The organism is Saccharopolyspora kobensis (assembly GCF_900108315.1).
Lineage (GTDB): Bacteria > Actinomycetota > Actinomycetes > Mycobacteriales > Pseudonocardiaceae > Saccharopolyspora > Saccharopolyspora kobensis.
Map to the genome: position 1 here is coordinate 575441 of NZ_FNVB01000003.1, position 21578 is coordinate 597018.

The following is a 21578-nucleotide window of genomic DNA, read 5'->3' on the forward strand; positions in this document are numbered from 1 at the left end:
TTCAGCATGGTAACCAACGCCTTACCCGCAGGTAACTTGCGGTCGGCGGCACGTCGTCGAGCACGAACAGGGGATGTGATGGACTCTCGCGGGAACGGCCGGATCAGCAGGCGCTCCGTGCTCATCACCGGCGGCGCGGCCGCGGTCGGCGCGGCGTTGCCCACCGGCGCCGCAGCCGCCGCACCGGGCTCCGCCGCGGGTTCCGACGCCGACGCGATCGTCGTGGGCGGCGGCCTGGCGGGGCTGGTGGCCACCGCGGAACTCGCCGCCGCGGGCCGCAAAGTCCTGCTCCTGGACCAGGAACCCGAGGCGAGCCTCGGCGGGCAGGCGTTCTGGTCGCTCGGCGGGTTGTTCTTCATCGACTCCCCGGAGCAGCGGCTGGCCGGCATCAGCGACTCCCTGGAGCTGGCCCGCGCCGACTGGTTCGGCAACGCCGGTTTCGACCGCGGCACGGACGACCCGCTGGGCGAGGACTACTGGGCCGCGCAGTGGGCCGAGGCCTACCTGGACTTCGCCGCGACGGAGAAGCGGTCCTGGCTGCACGGGATGGGGGTGCGCTGGGTGCCGATCGTCGGCTGGGCCGAGCGCGGCGGGCAGCGCGCCGACGGGCCCGGCAACTCGGTGCCCCGCTTCCACCTCACGCTCGGCACCGGCCCCGGCGTGATGGAGCCGTTCGAGAAGAAGGTGCGCGAGGCCGCCGCGAAGGGCCTGGTGTCCTTCCGGTTCCGGCACCAGGTCGACGAGCTCACGGTCACCAACGGCGTCGTCGACGGCGTGCGCGGCGGCGTCCTGGAACCCAGCGACGCGCCGCGCGGTACTCCGAGCTCCCGCACCAGGGTCGGCGATTTCGAGCTGCGCGCGCCGGTCGTGATCGTCACCTCCGGCGGCATCGGCGGCAACCAGGACCTCGTGCGGCAGAACTGGCCGGAGTGGCTGGGCGCGCCGCCGGAGCGCATGGTGACCGGCGTTCCGGCGCACGTGGACGGGCGGATGCTGGCCATCAGCGAGCGCGCCGGCGCCCGCCTGGTCAACCGCGACCGGATGTGGCACTACACCGAGGGGCTGGCCAACCACAGCCCGATCTGGCCCGATCACGGCATCCGGGTGCTCGCCGCGCCGTCCTCGCTGTGGTTCGACGCGCGCGGCCGCCGGTTCCCGAACCCCGGCATCCCGAGCTACGACACCCTCGGCACGCTGGAGCTGATCAAGAAGACCGGCTACGACTACTCCTGGTTCGTGCTCAACCAGCGGATCATCGACAAGGAGTTCGTGCTCTCCGGCTCCGAACAGAACCCGGAGCTGACCAGGAAGGACCTGGCCGGCTACCTGGCGAGCAGGCTGCTGAACTCCACGCCGCCGCCGGTCAAGGCGTTCCAGGACCGGGGCGAGGACTTCGTCGTCGCCAAGACGCTGCCGGAGCTGGTGGCCGGGATGAACCGGCTGGCCGGTGCGGAGCTGGTGGACGCCGGCGACCTGGAGCGCCAGATCACCGCGCGGGACCGCCAGGTGGACAACAACTTCACCAAGGACGACCAGATCATGGGCATCCGCAACTCGCTGGCCTACTCCGGTGATCTGCTCGCGCGCACCACGCCGCTGCACAAGATCCTGGACCCGGCCGCGGGCCCGCTGATCGCCATCCGGATGAACATCCTGACGCGCAAGACGCTCGGCGGCCTCCAGACCGACCTGTCCGGCCGCGTCCTGGACGCCCGGGCCAACCCGGTCCCCGGGCTCTACGCGGCGGGCGAGGTCTCGGGCTTCGGTGGCGGCGGCGTGCACGGCTACCGCGCACTGGAGGGAACCTTCCTCGGCGGCTGCCTGTTCTCCGGCCGCCAGGCCGGCCGGGCCGCGGCCGCGGCAACGGCCTGAGCGGCTAGCCGCGGACCTGGACGACGTCCTTGCTCACCAAGCGTTCGTCGGCGAAGCAGAGCCGGTACACCGCTTCCGGCACGGGGCCGATGACGGCGCTGGTCAGGTAGTAGCCGCACTCGGAACCGGCGGGGCGCGCGGGCTCGGCTCCGATCTCGATCGACCGCAGGTCGAACGCCGGGAGCACGGCTTCCGCCTCGGCACGGGAGGTGCCGAGGCGGAGGCCGTCGAAGGTCTCAGCGGGCAGCACCGAGTTGTAGACCCACGCGGTGAAGAGCCCGAGCACCACCACGACTACCGCGGTGCTCAGACCCACCGGCAGCGCCAGCCCCTTGGCGATCCGCCACCGGATCCGCCGCTGCTCCTCGTCGAAGCGCGCTGGCTGCTCGCCCGGCTCCACCCGGTCCGGTGCCGTGCCGGGGTCGGCGTGCGGCACCGTCGCGGTCACCCGGAAGCCGCGTTCCTGCGGTCCGGCGGTCATGGTGCCGCCGGCGATCCGGATCCGCTCCTCCAGCCCGATCAGACCGCGCCTGCCCGGGCTCGGGGCGGGCGCCTCGCCGGGGCCGTTCACGACCTCCACAGTGGTCTCATCCACCCCGTGCGCCAGCCGGACGGTGACCGGGGCGCCCGGGGCGTGCTTCGTGGCGTTGGTCAGGGCTTCCTGCACCACGCGGTACACGGCGTGCTCGGCGATCGCCCGCAGCGGCACCGGCTCCCCGGAACGTTCCAGGCGAACGTCCACACCGGACAGCGCGGTGCGCGCCACCAGCTCCGCGACGCTCTCGTGCACCGGTTCGGTCGGCGCGGGCGGCGAACCGTCCTCCCGCAGCACTCCGACGACGGTGTGCAGTTCCTCCGCCGCGGCCGTCACCGCGCTCCGGATCTCACCGGCGAAGGACCGCAGCCGCTCGTCCCCGGCCGGGTCCAGCTCCGCCCTCCCGGCGCGCAAGGCGATCAGGCTCAGCGCGTGGCCGAGGGAGTCGTGCATGTCCTGGGCGATGCGGGCCCGCTCCCGCAGCCGCTCCCGCTCGGTCTCGATCCGCTGCTCCCGCTCCAGCTGCCGCGCCCGCTCCCAACCGGCCGCCATGAGACCGGCGTTGAGCCGCCGGTACCGACCGGTCAGCCAGGGCAGGACACCGAAGAGCACCAGCAGCACCAGCAGGTACAGCGCGCGCACGAGGTTGTTCGCCACCCGGGGCAGCGGGCTGTCCAGCAGGTATCCGAGCGCGATCACCGCCAGCAGCCCGGAGGCCACCGCCACGGCGAAGGCCGCCATCGGGGGGCGGACGTCCTCGACGGCCCGGCCGGCCTGGTGCCCGGCGACGACCAGTGCCAGCAGGTACGACAGCAGGACCGGTGGGCCCACCGTCGTCCCGTGGAACTGCCCGAGGGCCAGCGCGGCGATCACCAGCCAGGACAGGACGGGGAAGGCACGCACCGCCGCACCGGCCGCGAACAGCAGCACGACACCGCCGAGCACCAGCCACCACGGGGCACCGCCCTGCTCCTGCGTGTTGCGCTCGGCCAGCACCAGCACGGCCAGCACCAGCCACAGCGCCAGGTTTCCGCGGGTCTGCACCGCGACCACCCGGGACGTCCACCGCGGTGCGCTCACCGTGCCTCCTGCCGAGCGCCGATACCATCGGTCGGGAACCACTGAGGAGTGCGGATGATTCGAGTGGTCGTCGCCGACGACGAGGCGATGGTGCGCACCGGGATCAGGGGGATCCTGGAGACCGACCCGGGCATCGAGGTCGTCGCCGAGGCGGCGAACGGGCACGAGGCGATCGACCTGGTGGCCCGCCACCGGCCGGACGTCGCGGCGCTGGACATCCGGATGCCCGGACTGGACGGCCTGGGCGCGGCCGAGGCCATCTGCCGGTCCACGAAGGACACCGCGGTCCTCATGCTCACCACCTTCTCCGAGGACTCCTACATCGCCCGCGCGCTGGGCGCCGGGGCCAGCGGCTTCCTGCTCAAGTCCGGTGATCCCCGCGAGCTGATCGCGGGCGTCCGCGCGGTGTCGGAGGGCGCCGCCTACCTGTCGCCCAAGGTAGCCGCCCGGGTGATCAGCAACTTCGGCGGCGACCGGATGCTCCGCGCCGAGCGGGCCCGGGCGGCGGTGGCCGAGCTGAGCGACCGGGAGCGCCAGGTCCTCGCGCTGCTCGGCGCTGGACGCTCCAACCAGGAGATCGCCCGGGAGCTGTTCCTGGTCGAGGGCACCATCAAGAGCTACGTGAGCACCATCCTCAACCGCCTCGGCGTGCGCAACCGGGTGCAGGCGGCGATCATCGCGCACGAAGCCGACCTGATCGACGACTAGCTGCCCGCCGGGCGAGGTGGCGATCTCCGACGCGGGCCCGGGTGGCGGCGGGCGTCAGCGGCCGTGGTGCCGGGGTGGTTCGGGGTGGCGGTGGTGCCTCATCCGGACGGTGGGCTCCTCCGCGGGCGAAGGCGGTCGGCGCCGTGCATCGTCCGGTTCCCGCGTCAGGGAGCTGGTCGGCACCTCGGGCGAGGTCGTGCCGGGGGCGGCGGCCAGCAGCCGACCGAGCGCGCGGTGCCTTTGGAGGTGGGTGACCAGGCGCTCCGCCTGCGTGCTCAGGAGCCGCACCACCAGCCAGACCACCACTGCGCCGAGGGCGAGGCCGACCAGCACGTCGTGCGGGTAGTGCACCCCGACGAAGACCCGGGAGAACGCCATCAGCACCGCGAGCGCCACCACCCACGGCATCAGGCGGCGCCAGGCGAGGACCAGGGCCATCGCCGCAGCTCCCGCGATGGTGGCGTGATTGCTGGGGAAGGACCAGTCGCCCACCTCCGGGCACGTCAGGACCGTGCTGCCCGCGATCAGGCCGCGGCACGGGCGGTCCTGCCCGACCAGCACCTTCACCAGCTCGCTGAGCGCGTAGGCGACCACCGCGGCCGCCGGCCCCAGGAGGGACACGGCGACCGCACGTGGTTCTCCGGTCGCCCGGGCCCGCCACCACGCGAGCAGGCACAGGAAGCCCAGCACCAGCAGCCCGAGCTTCGTGTAGACGGCGAACAACGACCGGACCGGGCCGGGCACGGCATCGGCGAACCCGATGATGCCGTCGTAGAGAACGCTTCCCGATCCGCTCGCACGTGCAGCCGGAATCACTCGGCGCACCTCCATCCACTCTCGTGATCAACGCTCATCACGCTAGGAATGGCGGGCGCACCGCCGCTGCGCACGATCGGCAGCGACCGGCACTCCCCTTCGGCCCGGACCCGGCCTTACTTTCGTAAGATTCCGCAGGTCGGGGCACCTGGAGTCCGCGCGGCACGGGCAGCGGGACCGCGCCCGGCCTCCAGGTTCGAAGACCGGGCGCACCGCGGTGCGGACAGCTCGACGGAGAACTAGCGAGCCTTCAGGTCGTGGCGTTCGAGCACGTGCTCGACGATGTGCTCGGCGATCGCCAGCGACGACGTGGCACCGGGCGACGGCGCGTTGCGCAGGTGCGTGACCGGGCCGACGTGCTGGATCACGAAGTCGTCGACGAGACTGCCGTTCGCCGCGAGGGCCTGGGCCCGGATCCCGCGCGGCAGGCGGGCGTAGCGGGCGTCCTCGATCGCCGGGACGTAGCGCGCCGCGTCCTTGATGAACTTCTTCGTCGAGAGCACACCGAGGAGCTCCCGCCGCGCTCCCGCGAGGTTCCCGGCGGCGAAGCGCCAGAACCCCGGGTCCGCGGCGGTTTCCAGCGCATCGCGGACGTCGATGCCCAAGCCCCGGTAGATCTCGCGCGAGAAGGACAGGAAGGCGTTGGGGCCGACCGTCATCGCGCCGTCGACCCGCTTCGTCAGGTGCACTCCCAGGAACGGGTACTTCGGGTCCGGCACCGGGTAGACGAGTCCGCGCGTGATGTCGCGGAAACGGGGCTCCAGGACCAGGTACTGGCCGAAGAAGGGCACGATCGACGGGGACTTGGCCGCCCCGGAGCGCCGGGCGAGCCGATCGGATTGCAGGCCCGCGCACGCGATCGCGTTGTCGAACCGCTCGTCGCCCCGGCTGGTGCGAACCCGCACGCCCGCCCCGGGCGCCGTCTCGATGGCGGTCACCTCGACTCCCAGGCGCACGTCCACCCCGGCGCTGCGGGCGTCCTCGACGAGTGCGCGCGTGACCGCGGCGAAGTCGATGATCGCGGTGTCCGGTGAGTGGACGGCCGCGATGCCGCGCGCTTCCGGCTCGATCTCCCGGAGTTCGCCGCCGCTGATCAGCCGGACGCCGGGCACCCCGTTCCGCCTCGCCCGGTCGTGGATCGCCTCGAGGCGCCCGCGCTCCTCCTCTTCGAGGGCGACGACCACCTTCCCGCAGCGCTCGTACGGGATGTCGCGCTCGGCCACGTAGGACTGGAGCAGCCGCACACCGCGGCGGCAGAGGCGCGCTTTCAGCCCACCGGGCTCGTAGTACAGGCCGGCGTGGACGACACCGGAGTTGTGCCCGGTCTGGTGCGCCGCCGGCTCGCGCTCCTTCTCGAAGAGCACGATCTCGGCTCCGGGGAGCCGCTGCGTCAGCTCCCGGACCACCGCGGCACCGATGATGCCGCCACCGACGACCGCTACTCGTCGCTTCTCGACCATCCGATTCCTCTCGACGTTCACCGGCGGGTGCATCCGGCAGAATGGGCGGGGTGGAAGCTCTCGACGTCAGCAGCATGACCGGTCGTGTCCTCGACCAGCTCCGGGCGGCGATCACGAGCGGTGAGCTGGAGGCCGGCCGGCTGTACAGCGCCGCGGCGCTGGGCGAACAGCTCGGCGTGTCGAGAACCCCGATCCGGGAGGCGTCGCACGAGCTGGCCCGCCTCGGGCTCGTCGAGATCGAGCGCAATCGCGGCATCCGCATCGTGGCGACGTCCGTGGAGGCGCTCCTGCAGGGCTTCGAGGTCAGGCTGATGCTCGAAGTCCCGCTGGCCCGCCGCGCCACGCGCCGCGCCCAGGACGAGCCGAGCCTCCGCCGCCGCCTCACCGAGGTCTACGAGCGGTTCCGCGAAGCGGCCACCGCCGGCGACGCGGAGCTCACGCTGCGCACCGACCGGGACTTCCACACCGTCCTGCTGGAGCTCAGCGGCAACGACCGGGCCACCGGCGTCCTGCGCGAGCAGCGCGACATGGTCCTCGAAAGCGGTGTCGGCACCGTTCCGACGTCCCGGACGCCCCTGGAGTGCTTCGAGGACCACGCCGACATCTACGCGGCGTTCGTGGCGGGCGACGAGGCGGCCACCGGCGCGGCGATGAGCCGCCACATCATCAACACGGCGACCCTGCTCATCGACCAGGAGTCCCGCCGCCGGTCGGAGTTCCACGACCACGGCGTCGGCGACCGCCTGCGCGGGCTCCTCGGCTGACGCGCGCCGAGCGGCATCGAGGTGCTCCGTGGTCATCGCACCAATCTAGGTCGAGTAGCATGCAACATGCAACAACCGCCGACGCGGGGTTCCGCTCGGAAAACGAGCTTGAACGGCGTGTCATCATGCTGCTGTGGAATCCACTCGTGTCGATCGCTGGCTGTGGGCCGTCCGCCTGACCAAGACCCGGCCGGACGCCGCGGCCGCCTGCCGCGGCGGGCACGTGCGCGTCAACGACCGCCCCGCCAAGCCCGCGACCACGGTCTGCCCCGGTGACGAGATCCGGGCCCGCGTCGGTGACCGGACCCGGATCGTCGAGGTCGTCCGGGTGATCCAGCGCCGCGTCGGTGCGGCTGATGCGATCACCTGCTACATCGACCGCACCCCGGCACCGCCGCCGCAGGTCGCCAACCCGGTGGCCCGCCGCGAGCGCGGGGCCGGGCGCCCGACCAAGCGCGACCGCCGCATGATCGACAAGTTCCGCGCCGGCGGGAAGTGACCGCTACCGGATCATCTCCTCGACCGGGCTGCCCGGCGGCGTGAACGGCCCCCAGGTGAAGGCGGGCAGCCACGGCGCGGGATCCGCGCTCCACGACAGCCGGGCGATCTGCGCGTGCGTCCGCCGACCGGACAACGACCGGAGCAAGTCGACCGGCTCGGCGCGCACCGATGCGACGGGATCGTCACCGCCCAGCGGCCAGAACTCCTCGCCGGTCGTGAAGGTCACCGCCGGAACGCCCTTCTCCCGGACCGACCGGTCCATTCCCGCCATGCCGAACCGGAAAGCGCTGGCGTAGGCGGGATGTCGCGCGGGCAGCGGTTCCGCCAGCGCGCAGCGCAGATCCAGTTCGTGGACGACGGCGTCGGCGACCAGCTGCGTCCCGGTTCCCTCGCCCCGCTCCGCCAGGACCTTCTCGAGCGTCGTGGCGACCTCGTCCCACTCGTGGAGCAGGTCGGCTCCGCCGAGATCGGGCGGGCGTTGTCCGGTCAGCTTGCCGAGCACCAGGTGCGATCTCGGTGAGGTGCCGGACGAGGTCGGGCACCGCCCACCCCGGACATGCCGGAACGGGCGCTCCCCCGGCGCCGCGCACCAGTTCGGCGATGTTGAGCCGAACCTGCCTGTACTGCTCGTGTTCACCCGTCACGCACCGGATTATCGCGGCGGACCGGCCGCGCGAACACGCCTTCGCCCGGCTCCGGCACGGAGGAAGAAACGGTTCCGCGGGTGCACGCTGCCTGGCATCTTCGTCTCCGGGCAGCAGCATCGAGAACGGGAGTGCACGTGACGACCAGAACCACCACCGCTGTCGTGGCTCGCGGAGCCGGTGATCTGCGGGTCGAGCGGGTCGACGTCCGCGAGCCGGGGCCGGGCGAGGCCGTCGTCGCGGTCGCCTACGGCGGCATCTGCGGCTCCGACCTGCACTACTGGCAGCACGGCGCCGTCGGCGAGTCGGTGCTGCGGGCGCCGATGGTCCTCGGCCACGAGGTCTCCGGCACCGTGGTGCGAGCGGCCGCCGACGGAACCGGGCCGTCCGAGGGCACCGCCGTCACCGTCCACCCGGCCGCCTACGAGCCCACCGGCGCCAGGTTCCCGGAAGACCGGCCGAACCTCTCCCCCGGCGTCCGCTACCTCGGGTCCGCGGCGCGATTCCCGCACACCGAAGGCGCTTTCGCCGGTGAAGTGGTGCTGCCCGCGTCGATGCTCCGCGAGCTGCCCGCCGGGCTCGACCTCCGCACGGCGGCACTCGCCGAACCCGCCGCGGTCGCCCTGCACGCCGTCTCACAAGCCGGTGATCTCAGCGGCGAGCGCGTGCTCGTGGTCGGCAGCGGCCCCATCGGCGCGCTGGTCGTCGCGGTCGCCGAGCGGGCCGGGGCAGCGGAGATCGTGGCGGTCGACCTGCACGACAAGCCGCTCGGCATCGCCGAGGCCGTCGGCGCGACGCGGACCCTGCGGGCCACCGAGGCCGAAGCCATCGCAGCCGTCGACGCGGACGTGACGATCGAAGCCTCCGGCAACCACCGAGGGCTCGCCTCCGCCGTCAAGGGCACCACTCGCGGCGGCACGGTGGTCATGGTCGGGCTGCTGCCCGGCGGCGATCAGCCCGTGCCGGTGTTCCACGCCATCACCCGCGAACTGCGCCTGATCGGCTCGCTGCGGTTCAACGACGAGATCGACGAGGTGATCGCCGCGCTCGCCGACGGTTCGCTGGCGGTCGACCCGGTCGTCACCCACACCTTCCCGGTCGGCGAAGCGCTGGAAGCCTTCACCGTCGCCGCCGACCCCTCGATGTCGGGCAAGGTGCTGCTCGCCTTCTGAAAGAACCGCGAGCGTCCCAGGAAGTCGCGGAACCAGGACTTCGTCCCACCGCTCCCGCAGCCGTTCCAACCGGTCTCCTCAGCGACTTCCCCACCGGCGCCCGCTCAGCGCTTGCGAGGACCGAGCACTACCGGGAGCGTGCGCGGGGCGTGCACGTGGACGCTGCGGCGGAAGGTGAGTTCGTCCGGATCGGCGACCACGCGCAGTTCCGGGAAGCGGTTGAACAGCGCTGCCAGGCCGACCTCGCCTTCCAGCCGGACCAGGGCCGCGCCCAGGCAGCGGTGGATGCCGTAGCCGAAGGCGAGGTGGCCGGTGGTGTTGCGGTCCGGGTCGAGCACGTCCGGATCGGCGAACCGCTCCGGGTCGCGGTTGGCCGCACCCGTCGAGAGCATCACCGACGCTCCCCGGGGGATCGCGACGCCACCGATCTCCAGGTCCTCGGTCGCGAAGCGCAAGGAAGCGTTTAGGGCGGGCGATAGCCAGCGGAGCAGCTCCTCGACCAGCGACGGCACCGCCTCCGGATCGGCCAGGCGCTCGCGGGCGGAGTCGTCGGCCACCAGGGCGCGGACGCTGTTGGTGATGAACACCGCGGTGGTCTCGTGGCCCGCCATGAGCAGCAGCATGGCCATCGCCACGATCTCCAGGTCGGAGAGCCGGTCGCCCTCGTCGGAGGCGGTGATCAGCGCCGACAGCAGCGCGTCGTCGGGTGCCGCGCGCTTGGCCGCGACCAGCCCCTCCAGGTAGGTCGCCATCTGGGTGGAGGCGGCCAGCAGCTCCGGTTCCGGGCACTCGTCGATCAGCACGGTGGACAGCCGCGCGAACTCCTCGCGATCGATCTCCGGGACGCCGAGCAGCTCGCTGATCACCACCATCGGCAGGACGATCGCGTAGCGCGCCACGAGGTCGACCGGTTCGTCCTCGGGCAGCTCGGCCAGCAGTTCCTCGGCGACGGCTTCCACCCGCGGGCGCAGCGCGGCGATCCGGCGCGCGGTGAACGCCTGGGTGACCAGGCCGCGCAGCCGGGTGTGCTCCGGCGGGTCGAGCGAGGTCAGCATGTGCGACATCGGAGCGGGCAGACCGGGCGGCGCCGCGGCGCGCTCCTCGGCGGGCAGGCTCGATCGCCAGTCCTTCGCCAGCCGCTGGTCGGCGAGCCACGCCCGCACGTCGGCGTAGCGGGTGACCAGCCAGGTGCGGCCGCCCTCGAAGTCGACCTCGCGGACCGGGCACGTCTCGCGGGTGCCGGCGAGCGCCGCGTGCGGGTCCCGCCAGTAGTGCTCGGTGAAGGAGTCCTCTTGCGTCGAACCTGTCATCAGTGCTCCGTTCCAACGTCAGGTGGGGTCAGCGCGCCGCTCGCCGGTAGCGGCCGAGCGCGCGCAGGGCCATGCCCTGGGTGAACGCGGGATTGCTGTACCGGCTGACGAAGCGCACGTACTCGTGGACGCTCTCCGCCCGCCATCCGCCGCCGGGTGCGCGCTGCTCCAGCAGCCAGGCCACCCCGGGACGCACCTCGGCCGGGTCGGCGCCCGCGGCGAGCAGGCCCGAGATCGCCCAGCCGGTCTCCTCGACCGTGGCGGGCGCATCGTGCCCGTCGCCCCAGGATCCGTCCGGGCGCCGCGCCCGGGTCAGCCACGCCTTGGCGCGGCGCGCGGTCTCGCCGTCCGCCTGGCCCGCTCTGGCGAAGGTCTCCAGCACAGCGGCGGTGGCCATCGTGTGGTGCCGGTACCAGACCGATTCGAAGGCGCCGTCCGGCAGCTGGACACCGGCCAGCCACTTCAGCGCGCGGCGCACCCGGCGGTCGTCGGCCGGGACGCCCGCGTCGAGCAGCGCGTCGACGGCCTGCACGGTGGTCATCGGGCACGGCCCGCTGTTGGCGACCTTCGTGTTGCGCACGCACAGGCCCCAGGAACCGCGGGTGTCCTGTACCCGGGTCAGCCAGTCCACGCCCCGCTCGATCGCCGGAGCCTGCTTCGCACCGGGCAAGCGGCACAGCACGGAGAGGATCTCGCCGGTCTCCAAGGTCGACGGCCAGCCCTCCGTCCCGGCCCAGCCCCAGTAACCCGGTGGGCAGCCGAAGGCCAGGAACGGCCGGTGCTGCTGGAGGCGAACGAACAGGTCGACCGACGACGCCAGCCTCGGGTCATCGGCGTATCCGGCCTCGGAGAGCCCGCGCGCGGCGTACATCGTCCACGCCGCGTCGAGCGGGCCGGTCTGCCACCAGCCGTCGGGGTGCATCGTCCGGCGGAACCAGCCGACGGCGGCCGCGACCATGTCCGGCGCCAGCTCCGCGCGGGCCAGGCCGGTGCAGACCAGGCCGGTGACCCAGGCGTTCTCGCACCAGGCCCCGGTCGAGCCCTCGTGCTCGTAGACCTGCCGGATCGCCTTCAGCGCGTTCGGCTCGCCCAGGCGGGCCAGCACCTGCTGGAAGCGGGTCAGCGGTTTGTGCCGGGCCTGGGCCAGGCCGAGCGCGAAGGCCATCGGGATGCGCAGGTCGAACAGCTTGCGGTACAGGCCCGGCCACAGCGCCACTTCCAGCGGGAACCGGCGCATCTCCGCCGGGGCCAGCCAGCCGACGAAGCCGTAGTACTGCCGGCACCACGCGACCACCTCGGGGTGCGGGATCGCCTCCAGGCCGCCGAAGTCGCTCATCCAGCGCTGCCCGTCGCGCACCGCGTCCGCGCTGCCGGCGGGGTCGACCAGGTGGAGCACGGCCGAGCTGACCGCCGTCGGCCCGGCCTCGCTGGACAGGCCCGGGACCATCGCCCAGCCGCCGTCGGCGTTCTGCGTGCGCCGGAGCCACCCGGCTCCCGCCTCGATCAGGTCGGCGCTGCCCTCCGGGTCGGCGTAGTGCAGCGCGGACAGCGCGCCGACGGTCCCCAGCGTCGAGGTCAGGTTGTCCTCGCTGTAGTCGAAGACGCCGTCGGCGCGCTGGGCGGAGAACAGCGCCTCCGCGCCTTCGCAGATCGCCTCGTCGAGCGCCTCCGTGAACGGATCGGGGTCGACCTGCGCCGTCGTCATGCGGATTCCTCCAGCCCGGTGGTGGTGTTCGGCGTTCGTCAGCGGGCGCGGTGGCCGCGGGCAACTCCTCGGCGGCGGTCGCAGCCGACCGCGGCACCAGCGCTGCGATGACCTGTTCGCCGGACGTGCGCCCGGTGCCGCAGTCGCCGATCCCGGGCGAGATGCGTTGCGCCTCAACCGATTCGCGGTTCACCATACGCGGCCGCTGCTCGCTCGGCCAGGTCTGCCGCCCGACACGCCCGGGATGCGCCGGATCGGCGCCCGCCGCGCCCGGAAATCGGAATTCCCTTACTAGTAAGGCATTTTCACGACTGTCGAGAACTCGCCAATCCACTGCCGCCCGCCGGATCGACGTGTATCGCGCACGTACTCCCAGCCCCGGAGGCGGAAGGCGAGCGAATCCGCGAGAAGCGCTCAGATGAGCATCGAGACCGCGAGAAGCGCGCCGCTCGAACGGATTCCGGCAGCACCGGCCGCGACCGCATCGCCGCAGGCCAGCGAGGTCGTCAAGTTGATGGACTTTCGGCACCTTCGGGCAGCACCGGTGTTCGCGGCCGCCCTTCCCCTGGCCGACTCGTTGACACGCCGCCACCTGACCGGTGTAATCAAGATCGCTGTCACAAGTCCTCGACGAGAAGACGAATCCGCCTGGCCCGCCACGGAAGCAGCGCGTCGCCACCCGTCCGGAGAACCGCTCAGACGAGCGGGACCGCACCGGCGCGAGGAGCTTTCCGGCACCGGGACCACCCGGGCGGGAGGAGTGAACTTGGAGATCGCAAGCAACGGGTCCCGCACCACCGACGCACTCCCACCGGCCCCGGATCCGCGCAACGTCGCGCGCCGCGGCCCCGCCCGGCGAGTTCCGGGCCGGAACCGCTGAGACTCACCCCTTCCCGGCGAACCCGGCACTCCTGCTCGCGATCGAGCCAGTCCGGGCCGGATCGGCTTCTCCCCGCGCAACACCAGCACGCGCACGTCATGAACGGAGATCCTGTGACTACCGTCCGGCACCAATTGTCCCTGAACGAGAACTTCGCGGCCCCGCTGCCGGGAGTCCACGAGGCCATTGTGGACGGTGCTCACCGGGTCAACCTGACGCTCGACGCGATGTCCAGCGGGTTGACGCAGGCCATCGCCGGGCACCACGGCGTCGATCCCGCGCGGGTGTTCGTCGGCCCCGGTTCGGGAGCGCTCCTGCAGCAGTTCCTCAACGCGCTGGCGGCGGGCGGCGAGGTCGTGCACGCGTGGCCGTCGTTCGAGATGTACCCGCTGATGGTGCGCTCCGCGGGTGCCGAGGCCGTGCCCGTCCCGCTCCGCGACGACGCCCACGACCTCGCGGCGATGGCCGACGCCGTCACCGACCGGACCAAGGTCGTGCTTGTGTGCAACCCGAACAACCCGACCGGCACCGTGTTCGGCGACGCCGAGCTGCGGGCGCTCCTGGACCGCCTGCCGGAGCACGTGCTGGTGCTGATCGACGAGGCGTACGTGGACTTCGCCGACCGCTCCGAGACCGCCGACGGCCTCCGATTCGCCGCCGAGGACTCGCGCGTGTGCGTGGTGCGCACCTTCTCCAAGTCCCACGGGCTGCTGGGTCTCCGGGTCGGCTACCTCATCGCCGGTGAAGCCGTGGTCACCGCGCTCCGGCCCGGTTCGTACTTCTTCCGGGTCAGCACCGTGGCGCAGGACGCCGCGCTGGCCGCGCTGCGGGCCGAGGTGGTCATGCGCAAGCAGTGCGCCGAGGTCGCCGCCGAGCGCGACCGGGTCGGCGAGCAGCTGCGCGCGCTCGGTCTGGCCGTTCCCCGCAGCCACGGCAACTTCCACTGGTTACCGCTCGGTGCGGACAACGACGCGTTCGTGCGCTTCTGCGCGGCCGGTGGCGTCGAGGTGCGGACGCTCGGCGACGGCGCCGGGGTCCGGGTCACGGTCGGCACGCCCGAGGCCAACGAAGCGCTGCTCGACCTGACCCGGCGCTTCGTCGGCGGCGAACGCCTGTCCACCGAGCGGGCCTGACATGACCAACGCCGAAACCCGCCTCGCGCCCGCCGAGTTCAACTCCGCCGAGCTCACCGACCTGCTCAACCGCGAGATGCGCAAGAGGTGGTCGGCGGCCGCCGAGCGGACCGAGCAGATGGCCGGGTACGCGCTGCTGGCGCCCGGCAAGATGCTGCGGCCGATGCTGCTGCTCGCCTCGGCCGAGGCCACCGGCGGTGACAGCACGCGCCTGATGCCCGCCGCCCTGGCCGTGGAGTACCTGCACGTGGCGACGCTGGTGCACGACGACATCATCGACGACGACGAGCTGCGCCGGGGCCGGGCGACCGTGCACGCCCGCTTCGGCATGCCCGATGCCCTGGTCGCCGGTGACTTCCTGATCCTCAACATGGTCAGCGCGCTGCTCGAGTGCGAGGCGGTGCCGCCCGCCGACGTGCTCGACGCGGCCCGGGTGCTGGCCACCGCGGGTGCCGACGTCTGCCGGGGCCAGGTGCGGGAAGCCGAACTGGTCGGCGAGCTGAGCTGCCCGGTGGAGGACTACCGGGAGATGGTCGCGCTCAAGACCGGCGCGCTGTTCCGGGGCGCCTGCCGGGCCGGGGCGATCCTCGGTGGTGCCGCCGCCGAGGACGTCGAGGCCGCCACGCGCTACGCCGAGCACCTGGGCCTGGGCTTCCAGATCTACGACGACCTGCTGCCCTACCTGGCGGATTCCCCGACGACCGGCAAGCCCAGCACCAGCGACGTGGCCAACCTGCGCCCGACGTTCCCGGTGCTCGTCGGTCACCAGGCCGCCGGGGAAGCCGACCGGGCCCGGTTCGCCGAGGCGTTGTCGGGCCGGATGCCCGCGGCGGACGCGCACCGGCTCATGCGGGAGCTGCTGACCAGCACCGGAGCGCTGGAGCTCAGCCGGAAGCTCGCCGCCGACGAGATAGCCCAGGCCCGCGAGAGCATCGCGGATCTGCCGGGAACGGCCGCCGTCGAACTGATGCTGGCCATCGCCGAGCTGTCCATCGACCGGAACCGGTAGCCATGCGCGACCGATGGGCGGCAGCGCGCCGGATCCTGTGGGCGCACGTGCAGACCTGGCGGCCGTACACGCTGTGCTACCCGGTGCTGGTGGGCGTGGCAGGCGCCGGTGCCGGTGGTGCTGCCGGGTTCGCCGCGTACGTCGTCGCCGGGTGCGGGATCGCGCTCGGCTGGCTGGCCGGGCACTACCTCGGTGACTACTTCGACCGCGAGCTGGACCGGATCGCCAAGCCGCAGCGCCCGATCCCGTCCGGGCGGCTGGCGGCGGAGACCGCGCTCGCCTGCGGAATCGGGCTCGCGGTCGCCGCCGCGGTGCTGCTGGCGTGGGTGAACTGGCGAACGCTCGTGCTGGTCGTGCTGGCCCTGGCCGGCATCGTGGCCTACAGCAAGTTCTGCAAGGCGCGCGGCTTCTCCGGGAACCTGGTGCGCGGGCTGATCACCGCGCTGGCCTTCCTGATCGGCGCGATGGTCGCGGCACCGCTGCCCGGCTGGGCGGCGGTCGCGTTCTCCGCGGTGTTCCTGCTGCACGACGCGGCGTCGAACCTCGTGGGCACGCTGCGCGACGTGGACGGCGACCGCGCCGCCGGCTACCGGTCGGTGCCCGTGCGCAGCGGAGTCCGCTACGCCGCCGGACTCGCCGTGTCGCTGTACGTCGCGGCGATCCTCATCGCCGCGATCGGTCTCCTGCTGCCGCACCGGCCCGGCTTCCCGGTGCTGCTGGGCGTGGCGGCCTGCGTCGGTCTGATCGCGGTCCTGCCGCTGCCGTTGCTGGCGCCGAACCTCGGGCAGGCCCGCGCGTTGCGGGCGCACGAATACCTGGTCGCCGAACGCCTGATCCTCGCCAGCGCGGTCCTGGCCCGCACCGCGCCCGCCGCCGCGGTCGTGCCGCTGCTCGCCCTGGTGCTCGTCTTCAGCCTGTGGACGCAGGCCGTGATGCGGTCGCGACACGAGATCGCCGCCGATGACATGGAGGTCCAGCCGACGTGAGCGCACCTGTTCCCGAGGAGATCACCGCGCCCGCCCACCGGGACGACGCCGAGTCGGCCGACGTCGTGGTGTGCGGGGCGGGCGTGGGTGGTCTGGCCGCCGCGCACGCGCTGGGTTCGCTGGGTCTGCGGGTCCTGATCGCCGAGAAGCAGCCCAGGGTGCCCCGGGTGCCCAAGGGCGAGGTGCTGCAGCCCGGGGCGCTGAAGATCCTCGACGAGTGGGGCGTCACCAAGCTCCTGGAGCGCCAGGGCGCGGTGCGGCTCTCCGCGCTCATCGCCGGTGAGGGCAGCGGCGAGGGCCGGATGTCGCTGGACTACGCGCAGTTGCCCGACGAGACCAACTGGCTGCTCTCCGCCGACCACGAGGTGATCCTGGGCGCGCTCGTCGACGGCCTGCCGGAGAACGTCTCGCTGCGCCGGGGAGTGAGCGTCCGAGAAGCGCTCCGCGACGACGCCGGGCGCATCACCGGCCTGGCCGTGCGGGAGGCCGGTTCCGACCGGCAGATCCGGGCACCGCTGGTGATCGCCGCCGACGGCGTCTCGTCGAAGCTCCGGAGATCGGCCGGTATCGGGGCGAACCGGAAGGACTACCCGCACCGGTTGGTCGCTCTGGAGATCCACGACGTGCCCGGCGCGGAGGCGGCGGTGGCCGCCTACGTCACCGATCGCGGGCTGCGGATGCGCTATCCGCTGCCCGGCGACCGGATCCGGCTCTACGTCCAGGCGGAGCCGGACGAGCTGCGCGGGATGGACCACGACGGATTGCAGCGCTGGGCCGATGCGCTGATCGCGGAGCTGCCCGAGCTGGCGGCGTTCGAGGACCAGCTGCGGAACAGCCTGGCCGGGCGGCAACTGCTGCCGGTCGGCCGGTTCGTCGCCGATGGTCTGTTCGCCCCCGGCATGGCGCTGATCGGCGAGGCCGCGCACTCCGTGCACCCGATGGCCGCCCAGGGCATGAACAGCGCCATCTACGACGCCAACGCCCTGCGCGGCTGCCTCGCCGGACGCTCCCTCGACGCGTCCGAAGTGGACTCGGCGCTGCGCGAGTACCAGCAGCGCCGCATGCCCGAGCTGATGCAGATCGGCAAGATCAGCCACAACGCCGCGCGCATGCTGACCGACCTGTCGTGGGTGGGCCGCACGCTCGGCCGGCGCGCGCTGCGCAACACCGGGGCCAACCAGCGGCTCAGCTTCACCGTGATGCACAACCTCTCCGGGCTCGGCCTGCACCCGCTCTCGACGTTCGACCGGCTCTGCCAGCTCGGATTGCTCCCGGATCCGCGGGCACGGCGCCGGCCCAGGTGGGCATGAGGGCCGACGCCGTGCCGGGATCACCGCGGCCTGGACTCCACGACGACGAGACCGCCCGGCCAGCTGCGGGACGCGGACAGGCTCAGCCCCGCCTTGTCCACCAGCGACTCGAAGTCCGCGACGCTGCGCTCCTGGCCGCCGAGCAGGACCAGGGACTGCAGGTCGAAGGAGGTGTTGTACTTGGCGTGGGAGTCACCGGCGAGGACCTCCACGATCAGCACCCGGCTGCCCTCGCCGGCGGCCTCGGCGCAGCGCTGCAGGATCCGCACCGCGTCCTCGTCGCTCCAGTCGGTGAGCACGCGGGAGACCACGTAGACGTCCCGGCCCGGCGGCAGCGGGTCGAAGAAGCTGCCGGGCACGAACGAGATCCGCTCCGCCACGCCCGCCTCGGTCAGGGCCTGGTGCGCCTCGGGCGCGACCGCGGGCAGGTCGAGCACCTCTCCGTCGAGGTGCGGGTTCGCCCGGACGATCTCGGCCAGCAGCGCGCCCTGCCCGCCGCCGACGTCGATGACGGTCCGCACGCCCGACCAGTCGAACTCCGCGGCCAGCACCGGGCCGGTCTGCCAGGCGTGGGCGGTCATGACGTCGCCGAAGAAGCGGCGCAGGTCGTCGTTGCGCTGGTAGTCGTCCCAGAACGGGATGCCGTGCACCGCGCCGTAGGCCGATCCGCCGGTGCGGATGGAGTGCAGCATGCCGCTGAACGCCAGGTCCATCCGGGTGCCCGGCCCCTCCAGGTCGAGCCAGTTCCGGATCCACGCGCCGTCCTCGGAGAGCAGCTGGCGGGACAGCGCCGTCAGCCCGTAGCCGCCCTTCTCCGCCTCGCTGAACAGTCCGATGTGGACCAGGTGGCGCAGCAGCCGGTCCAGGGAGCCCCGGTGTGCGCCCGTGGCGGCCGCGAGCTCGTCGAGCCCGCTCCTGCCCTCGGAGACCAGCTCCGGCAATCGCATCGTCACCGCGACGCGGATGGCGAAAGGCGTTGCCAGATCGATGAGTTTCGCCAGCTCGCGACTCGAATCGGCGAGATCGCCCTGAGATCCTGCGGAATCCATGGACACCTGGTTCCTTTCGAAGTGAGCACTCGAGCGCCTCCGTCCTCCTCATCCTTACTGCCCGCCGTCCACGGCGTCAACAACCACGGCGGAAACCGACCGCACAGACCGAGAAACCGTGCGAACGTGCCCGAAAACCATTGCAGCCAAAGAATAACGAGGTGACCATCCGATGACCGAATTCGACGTCCGCCCGGTTTCCGGCGCGCTGGGCGCCGAGGTGCGCGGCCTGGACCTGGAGGAGCTGACCGAGGAGTCCTTCGGGCGGCTGCACGAACTGCTCATGGAGAACCTCGTGCTCTTCTTCCCGGAGGCCGGTGAGCTCTCCCCCCAGGCGCACAAGAACTTCGGCCGGTTCCTGGGCGAGCTGGAGGTGCACCCCTTCCTGCCCAAGCTCGACGGGCACGAGGAGATCGTGGTGCTCGACTCCGACCAGGGCGCGAAGGCCGACGTCTGGCACACCGACGTCACCTTCAACGCCAGCCCGCCGATCGCCTCCGTCCTGCAGATCGTGCACTGCCCGCCGCGCGGCGGCGACACGATGTGGAGCAACCAGTACCTGGCCTACGAGAACCTCTCCGCGCCGCTGCGGGATCTGCTGGACGGGCTCACCGCCGTGCACGCCTTCGTGCACCCGAACGGCACCCAGTTCGAGGCCGAGCACCCGGTGGTGCGGGTGCACCCGGTCACCGGCAGGCGATCGCTCTACGTCAACCGGATGTTCACCATGAACATCCCGCAGCTGCGCCGGGCGGAGAGCGACGTGCTGCTGGCGCACCTGTTCGCCGCGGCGGAGCGGCCGGAGAACATCTGCCGCTTCCGCTGGACGCAGGGCGCGGTGGCCGTGTGGGACAACCGGGCCACCCAGCACTACGCGGTCAACGACTACACCGAGCGCCGGATCGGCCGCCGCGTGACGGTCCTGGGCGACGACCCGAAGGGCGACGAACCGCGCTGGCCGCACCTGGCCGAGGCAGGCACCGCCGCCGATCACCGCGCTCAGCCCAGGTCCCGGGCCTGACCGAACCGGCGGGCGGCTCGCCCCGCGCGGGTCAGCCCGCCGGTCGCAACCCGGCGTCGGCGAGCACGGCTGCTCCCAGCGGGCCCGCCGGGTCCGCCAGGCCGAACACGACGTCGAAGTGGTTCGTCCCGGCCACCACGACATCGGTCACCTGGTGGCCCGCGCGGCGCGCGGCGGCGCTGAAGAGCTGGTGCTGGCGGATGTACTCACCGGTCTCGCGCTCGCCTCGCGCGAGCACCAGACGGCGGACCCGGCAGGGCAGCTCGTGCAGCGGGCTGAGCGCGCGGGCCCGCTGCTCGTCGAGGCCGAGCGCATCGTTGACGTAGCTGTGCCGGAGCGGTTCGAGGTCGTAGGTGCCGCTGATCAGGCACGCCGACGCGAGGGGCGGGCGTTCCCCCGGTGCTCGGTCGTCCAGGCAGCACGCCATCGCGAGCAGGTGCGCGCCCGCCGAGCTCCCGCTGGCGTGCACCGCGTCCGGTCGGGTTCCCAGCGCCTCGGCGTTGTCGCGGATCCAGCACAGGGCCCGGTGCGCCGAGCCGACGATGTCCTCCAGGGAGCGTCGCGGGGCGAGCCCGTAGTTCAGCGCGGCGAAACCGTGCCCGCGCGCGAGGAAGTCCAGCGCGGCGAAGGACGATTCGTCCTTGCTGAGCTCCTGCCAGTGACCGCCGTGGATGAACACGTGCAGCGGCGCACCGGGTTCCCGCGCGGGGAAGTGGTCCAGCACCTCGTCCGGGTGCTCCCCGTAGGACAGCGTCCGGAATCCCGGGCACGCCGAACGGGCCTCGGCACTGCGTTCGGCGTAAGTGCGGAGGACGTCCTCGAAACCGGGCGCGAGGAGACTGGGCGAGAACTCCCGATCGAGCGCTGCGGAATCCCACATCGTGCGACCTCTTCCGTTCGCGGAAACCACGGTCCGGCACCGCGATCCAACAGGTGGCGCGAAGGCGTCGTCAACGTACGTGACAGGATGCGCAAAGACATACCCGCAGTACGGAAAGCGGCGCGGGGCCCGGCAAGCCGGCCCGGCCGGATAGGAGTTCGCATGCTCAGGGGAAACAAGGTCGCGCTCAGGGCCAGGCACGCGGACGACATCCCGATCCTGCACGCCGATCTGCACGACGACGTGGTCAACGCCTCGCGGGCCGCGGTCGGGCCGTGGCGGCCGATCCCGGTCGGGTCGGAGCACTCGCAGTTCGTGGTGGACGAGAAGAAGGAGCAGAACGTCCACTTCTCCGTCGTCTCGCTGGACAGCGACGAGCTGGTCGGCACCGCGACGCTGTGGGGCATCGACACGCACAGCCGGTCCGCGCACGTCGGGCTAGGTCTGCTGTCCACCGCCCGCGGCAAGGGCTACGGCACCGACGTGGTCGCGGTGCTGTGCCACTACGGCTTCGCCCAGCGCGGCCTGAACAGGCTGCAGATCGAGACGTTGGCGGACAACGCCGCGATGCTGCGCGCCGCCGAGCGCAACGGCTTCACCCGCGAGGGCGTGACGCGCTCCTCGGCCTGGGTGATGGGCGAGTTCGTGGACGAGGTCCTGTTCGGACTCCTCTTCGACGAGTGGAAGGCTGCCTCGAACGACTAGGCTCCGGCCGGCGACCGCCCCGCCGACGCGCGTCGGCG

20 protein-coding genes are annotated in these 21578 nt (G+C 72.4%); 11 read left to right on the plus strand and 9 right to left on the minus strand.

Annotation, left to right across the window (positions count from 1 at the left end):
• The first annotated feature begins 78 nt into the window (after positions 1-78).
• Positions 79-1872 (plus strand): FAD-binding dehydrogenase, encoded by a 1794-nt coding sequence (locus C4T78_RS11110; RefSeq protein ID WP_093356689.1) that lies wholly within the window; start codon positions 79-81, stop codon positions 1870-1872.
• Positions 1873-1876: 4 nt separating this feature from the next.
• Here C4T78_RS11110 and C4T78_RS11115 read toward each other — a convergent pair whose 3' ends face one another.
• The gene (locus C4T78_RS11115) at positions 1877-3487 is read right to left on the minus strand and encodes a sensor histidine kinase (protein ID WP_143185989.1); all 1611 of its coding nucleotides are present in this window, start codon (positions 3485-3487) and stop codon (positions 1877-1879) included.
• 54 nt (positions 3488-3541) lie between these two features.
• On the opposite strand from C4T78_RS11115, the gene C4T78_RS11120 reads away from it, so the two are divergent.
• Positions 3542-4195 carry a response regulator transcription factor gene (locus C4T78_RS11120; protein ID WP_093356692.1) on the plus strand — a complete coding sequence of 218 codons (654 nt, stop codon included), beginning with the start codon at positions 3542-3544 and terminating at the stop codon, positions 4193-4195.
• Positions 4196-4249: 54 nt separating this feature from the next.
• Here the strand turns inward: C4T78_RS11120 and C4T78_RS11125 are convergent, their stop codons facing one another.
• A complete protein-coding gene (locus tag C4T78_RS11125) occupies positions 4250-5011 on the minus strand; it encodes a phosphatase PAP2 family protein (protein ID WP_177247732.1) in 762 nt (253 codons plus the stop codon).
• Positions 5012-5250: 239 nt separating this feature from the next.
• Positions 5251-6471 carry an L-2-hydroxyglutarate dehydrogenase gene (lhgD, locus tag C4T78_RS11130; RefSeq protein ID WP_093356694.1) on the minus strand — a complete coding sequence of 407 codons (1221 nt, stop codon included), beginning with the start codon at positions 6469-6471 and terminating at the stop codon, positions 5251-5253.
• A gap of 50 nt (positions 6472-6521) precedes the next feature.
• Between lhgD and C4T78_RS11135 the strand changes: the two genes are divergently transcribed.
• Complete coding sequence (locus tag C4T78_RS11135) at positions 6522-7235, plus strand: GntR family transcriptional regulator (protein ID WP_177247733.1); 714 nt, start codon at positions 6522-6524, stop codon at positions 7233-7235.
• 133 nt (positions 7236-7368) lie between these two features.
• Positions 7369-7734: an RNA-binding S4 domain-containing protein gene (locus C4T78_RS11140; protein ID WP_093356697.1), complete on the plus strand. Its 366-nt coding sequence runs from the start codon at positions 7369-7371 to the stop codon at positions 7732-7734.
• A 3-nt stretch (positions 7735-7737) separates the two neighbouring features.
• Here C4T78_RS11140 and C4T78_RS37400 read toward each other — a convergent pair whose 3' ends face one another.
• Both C4T78_RS37400 and C4T78_RS37405 read right to left on the minus strand, forming a co-directional pair.
• Entirely contained in the window at positions 7738-7962 is a 225-nt protein-coding gene (locus C4T78_RS37400) for a hypothetical protein (RefSeq protein ID WP_093356698.1), read from the minus strand.
• Positions 7919-8500: a maleylpyruvate isomerase N-terminal domain-containing protein gene (locus C4T78_RS37405; RefSeq protein ID WP_093356700.1), complete on the minus strand. Its 582-nt coding sequence runs from the start codon at positions 8498-8500 to the stop codon at positions 7919-7921. The genes C4T78_RS37400 and C4T78_RS37405 overlap by 44 nt, the downstream gene beginning before the upstream one ends.
• 17 nt (positions 8501-8517) lie before the next feature.
• On the opposite strand from C4T78_RS37405, the gene C4T78_RS11155 reads away from it, so the two are divergent.
• Positions 8518-9552, plus strand: a complete 1035-nt coding sequence (locus C4T78_RS11155; RefSeq protein ID WP_093356887.1) for an L-idonate 5-dehydrogenase — start codon at positions 8518-8520, stop codon at positions 9550-9552.
• A 104-nt stretch (positions 9553-9656) separates the two neighbouring features.
• Here the strand turns inward: C4T78_RS11155 and C4T78_RS11160 are convergent, their stop codons facing one another.
• Together C4T78_RS11160 and C4T78_RS11165 are read right to left on the minus strand one after the other, a co-directional pair.
• Positions 9657-10862 (minus strand): cytochrome P450 family protein, encoded by a 1206-nt coding sequence (locus tag C4T78_RS11160; RefSeq protein WP_093356701.1) that lies wholly within the window; start codon positions 10860-10862, stop codon positions 9657-9659.
• A gap of 28 nt (positions 10863-10890) precedes the next feature.
• The gene (locus tag C4T78_RS11165) at positions 10891-12567 is read right to left on the minus strand and encodes a prenyltransferase/squalene oxidase repeat-containing protein (protein WP_093356702.1); all 1677 of its coding nucleotides are present in this window, start codon (positions 12565-12567) and stop codon (positions 10891-10893) included.
• A 1014-nt stretch (positions 12568-13581) separates the two neighbouring features.
• On the opposite strand from C4T78_RS11165, the gene C4T78_RS11170 reads away from it, so the two are divergent.
• Genes C4T78_RS11170 through C4T78_RS11185 form a run of 4 tightly spaced genes read left to right on the plus strand, consistent with a single transcriptional unit; the run spans position 13582 to position 17885 of the window.
• On the plus strand, positions 13582-14580 hold the full coding sequence (locus C4T78_RS11170; protein WP_235863759.1) for an aminotransferase class I/II-fold pyridoxal phosphate-dependent enzyme: 999 nt from the start codon (positions 13582-13584) through the stop codon (positions 14578-14580).
• A 1-nt stretch (position 14581) separates the two neighbouring features.
• The gene (locus tag C4T78_RS11175) at positions 14582-15589 is read left to right on the plus strand and encodes a polyprenyl synthetase family protein (protein WP_093356703.1); all 1008 of its coding nucleotides are present in this window, start codon (positions 14582-14584) and stop codon (positions 15587-15589) included.
• Positions 15590-15591: 2 nt separating this feature from the next.
• Positions 15592-16575 (plus strand): UbiA family prenyltransferase, encoded by a 984-nt coding sequence (locus tag C4T78_RS11180; RefSeq protein WP_177247736.1) that lies wholly within the window; start codon positions 15592-15594, stop codon positions 16573-16575.
• A complete protein-coding gene (locus tag C4T78_RS11185) occupies positions 16572-17885 on the plus strand; it encodes an FAD-dependent oxidoreductase (protein ID WP_235863760.1) in 1314 nt (437 codons plus the stop codon). The genes C4T78_RS11180 and C4T78_RS11185 overlap by 4 nt, the downstream gene beginning before the upstream one ends.
• A 20-nt stretch (positions 17886-17905) precedes the next feature.
• Here C4T78_RS11185 and C4T78_RS11190 read toward each other — a convergent pair whose 3' ends face one another.
• Positions 17906-18934 (minus strand): methyltransferase, encoded by a 1029-nt coding sequence (locus C4T78_RS11190; protein ID WP_093356705.1) that lies wholly within the window; start codon positions 18932-18934, stop codon positions 17906-17908.
• Between the two features lie 172 nt (positions 18935-19106).
• Between C4T78_RS11190 and C4T78_RS11195 the strand changes: the two genes are divergently transcribed.
• On the plus strand, positions 19107-19955 hold the full coding sequence (locus tag C4T78_RS11195; RefSeq protein ID WP_093356706.1) for a TauD/TfdA dioxygenase family protein: 849 nt from the start codon (positions 19107-19109) through the stop codon (positions 19953-19955).
• 31 nt (positions 19956-19986) lie between these two features.
• Here the strand turns inward: C4T78_RS11195 and C4T78_RS11200 are convergent, their stop codons facing one another.
• Positions 19987-20835: an alpha/beta hydrolase gene (locus C4T78_RS11200; RefSeq protein ID WP_093356707.1), complete on the minus strand. Its 849-nt coding sequence runs from the start codon at positions 20833-20835 to the stop codon at positions 19987-19989.
• 162 nt (positions 20836-20997) lie between these two features.
• Here C4T78_RS11200 and C4T78_RS11205 point away from each other — a divergent pair, with 162 nt between their 5' ends.
• A complete protein-coding gene (locus tag C4T78_RS11205; protein ID WP_093356708.1) occupies positions 20998-21540 on the plus strand; it encodes a GNAT family N-acetyltransferase in 543 nt (180 codons plus the stop codon).
• Positions 21541-21578 lie beyond the last annotated feature (38 nt).

Coding starts and splice junctions, on each gene's coding strand:
- C4T78_RS11200 (WP_093356707.1), bottom strand. CDS start 20,835: ATGTGGGATTCCGCAGCGCTCGATCGGGAGTTCTCGCCCAGTCTCCTC.
- C4T78_RS11110 (WP_093356689.1), top strand. CDS start 79: ATGGACTCTCGCGGGAACGGCCGGATCAGCAGGCGCTCCGTGCTCATC.
- C4T78_RS11120 (WP_093356692.1), top strand. CDS start 3,542: ATGATTCGAGTGGTCGTCGCCGACGACGAGGCGATGGTGCGCACCGGG.
- C4T78_RS11205 (WP_093356708.1), top strand. CDS start 20,998: ATGCTCAGGGGAAACAAGGTCGCGCTCAGGGCCAGGCACGCGGACGAC.
- C4T78_RS11160 (WP_093356701.1), bottom strand. CDS start 10,862: ATGACAGGTTCGACGCAAGAGGACTCCTTCACCGAGCACTACTGGCGG.
- C4T78_RS11180 (WP_177247736.1), top strand. CDS start 15,592: ATGCGCGACCGATGGGCGGCAGCGCGCCGGATCCTGTGGGCGCACGTG.
- C4T78_RS11175 (WP_093356703.1), top strand. CDS start 14,582: ATGACCAACGCCGAAACCCGCCTCGCGCCCGCCGAGTTCAACTCCGCC.
- C4T78_RS11190 (WP_093356705.1), bottom strand. CDS start 18,934: ATGGATTCCGCAGGATCTCAGGGCGATCTCGCCGATTCGAGTCGCGAG.
- C4T78_RS11195 (WP_093356706.1), top strand. CDS start 19,107: ATGACCGAATTCGACGTCCGCCCGGTTTCCGGCGCGCTGGGCGCCGAG.
- C4T78_RS11165 (WP_093356702.1), bottom strand. CDS start 12,567: ATGACGACGGCGCAGGTCGACCCCGATCCGTTCACGGAGGCGCTCGAC.
- C4T78_RS37405 (WP_093356700.1), bottom strand. CDS start 8,500: ATGCTGCTGCCCGGAGACGAAGATGCCAGGCAGCGTGCACCCGCGGAA.
- lhgD (WP_093356694.1), bottom strand. CDS start 6,471: ATGGTCGAGAAGCGACGAGTAGCGGTCGTCGGTGGCGGCATCATCGGT.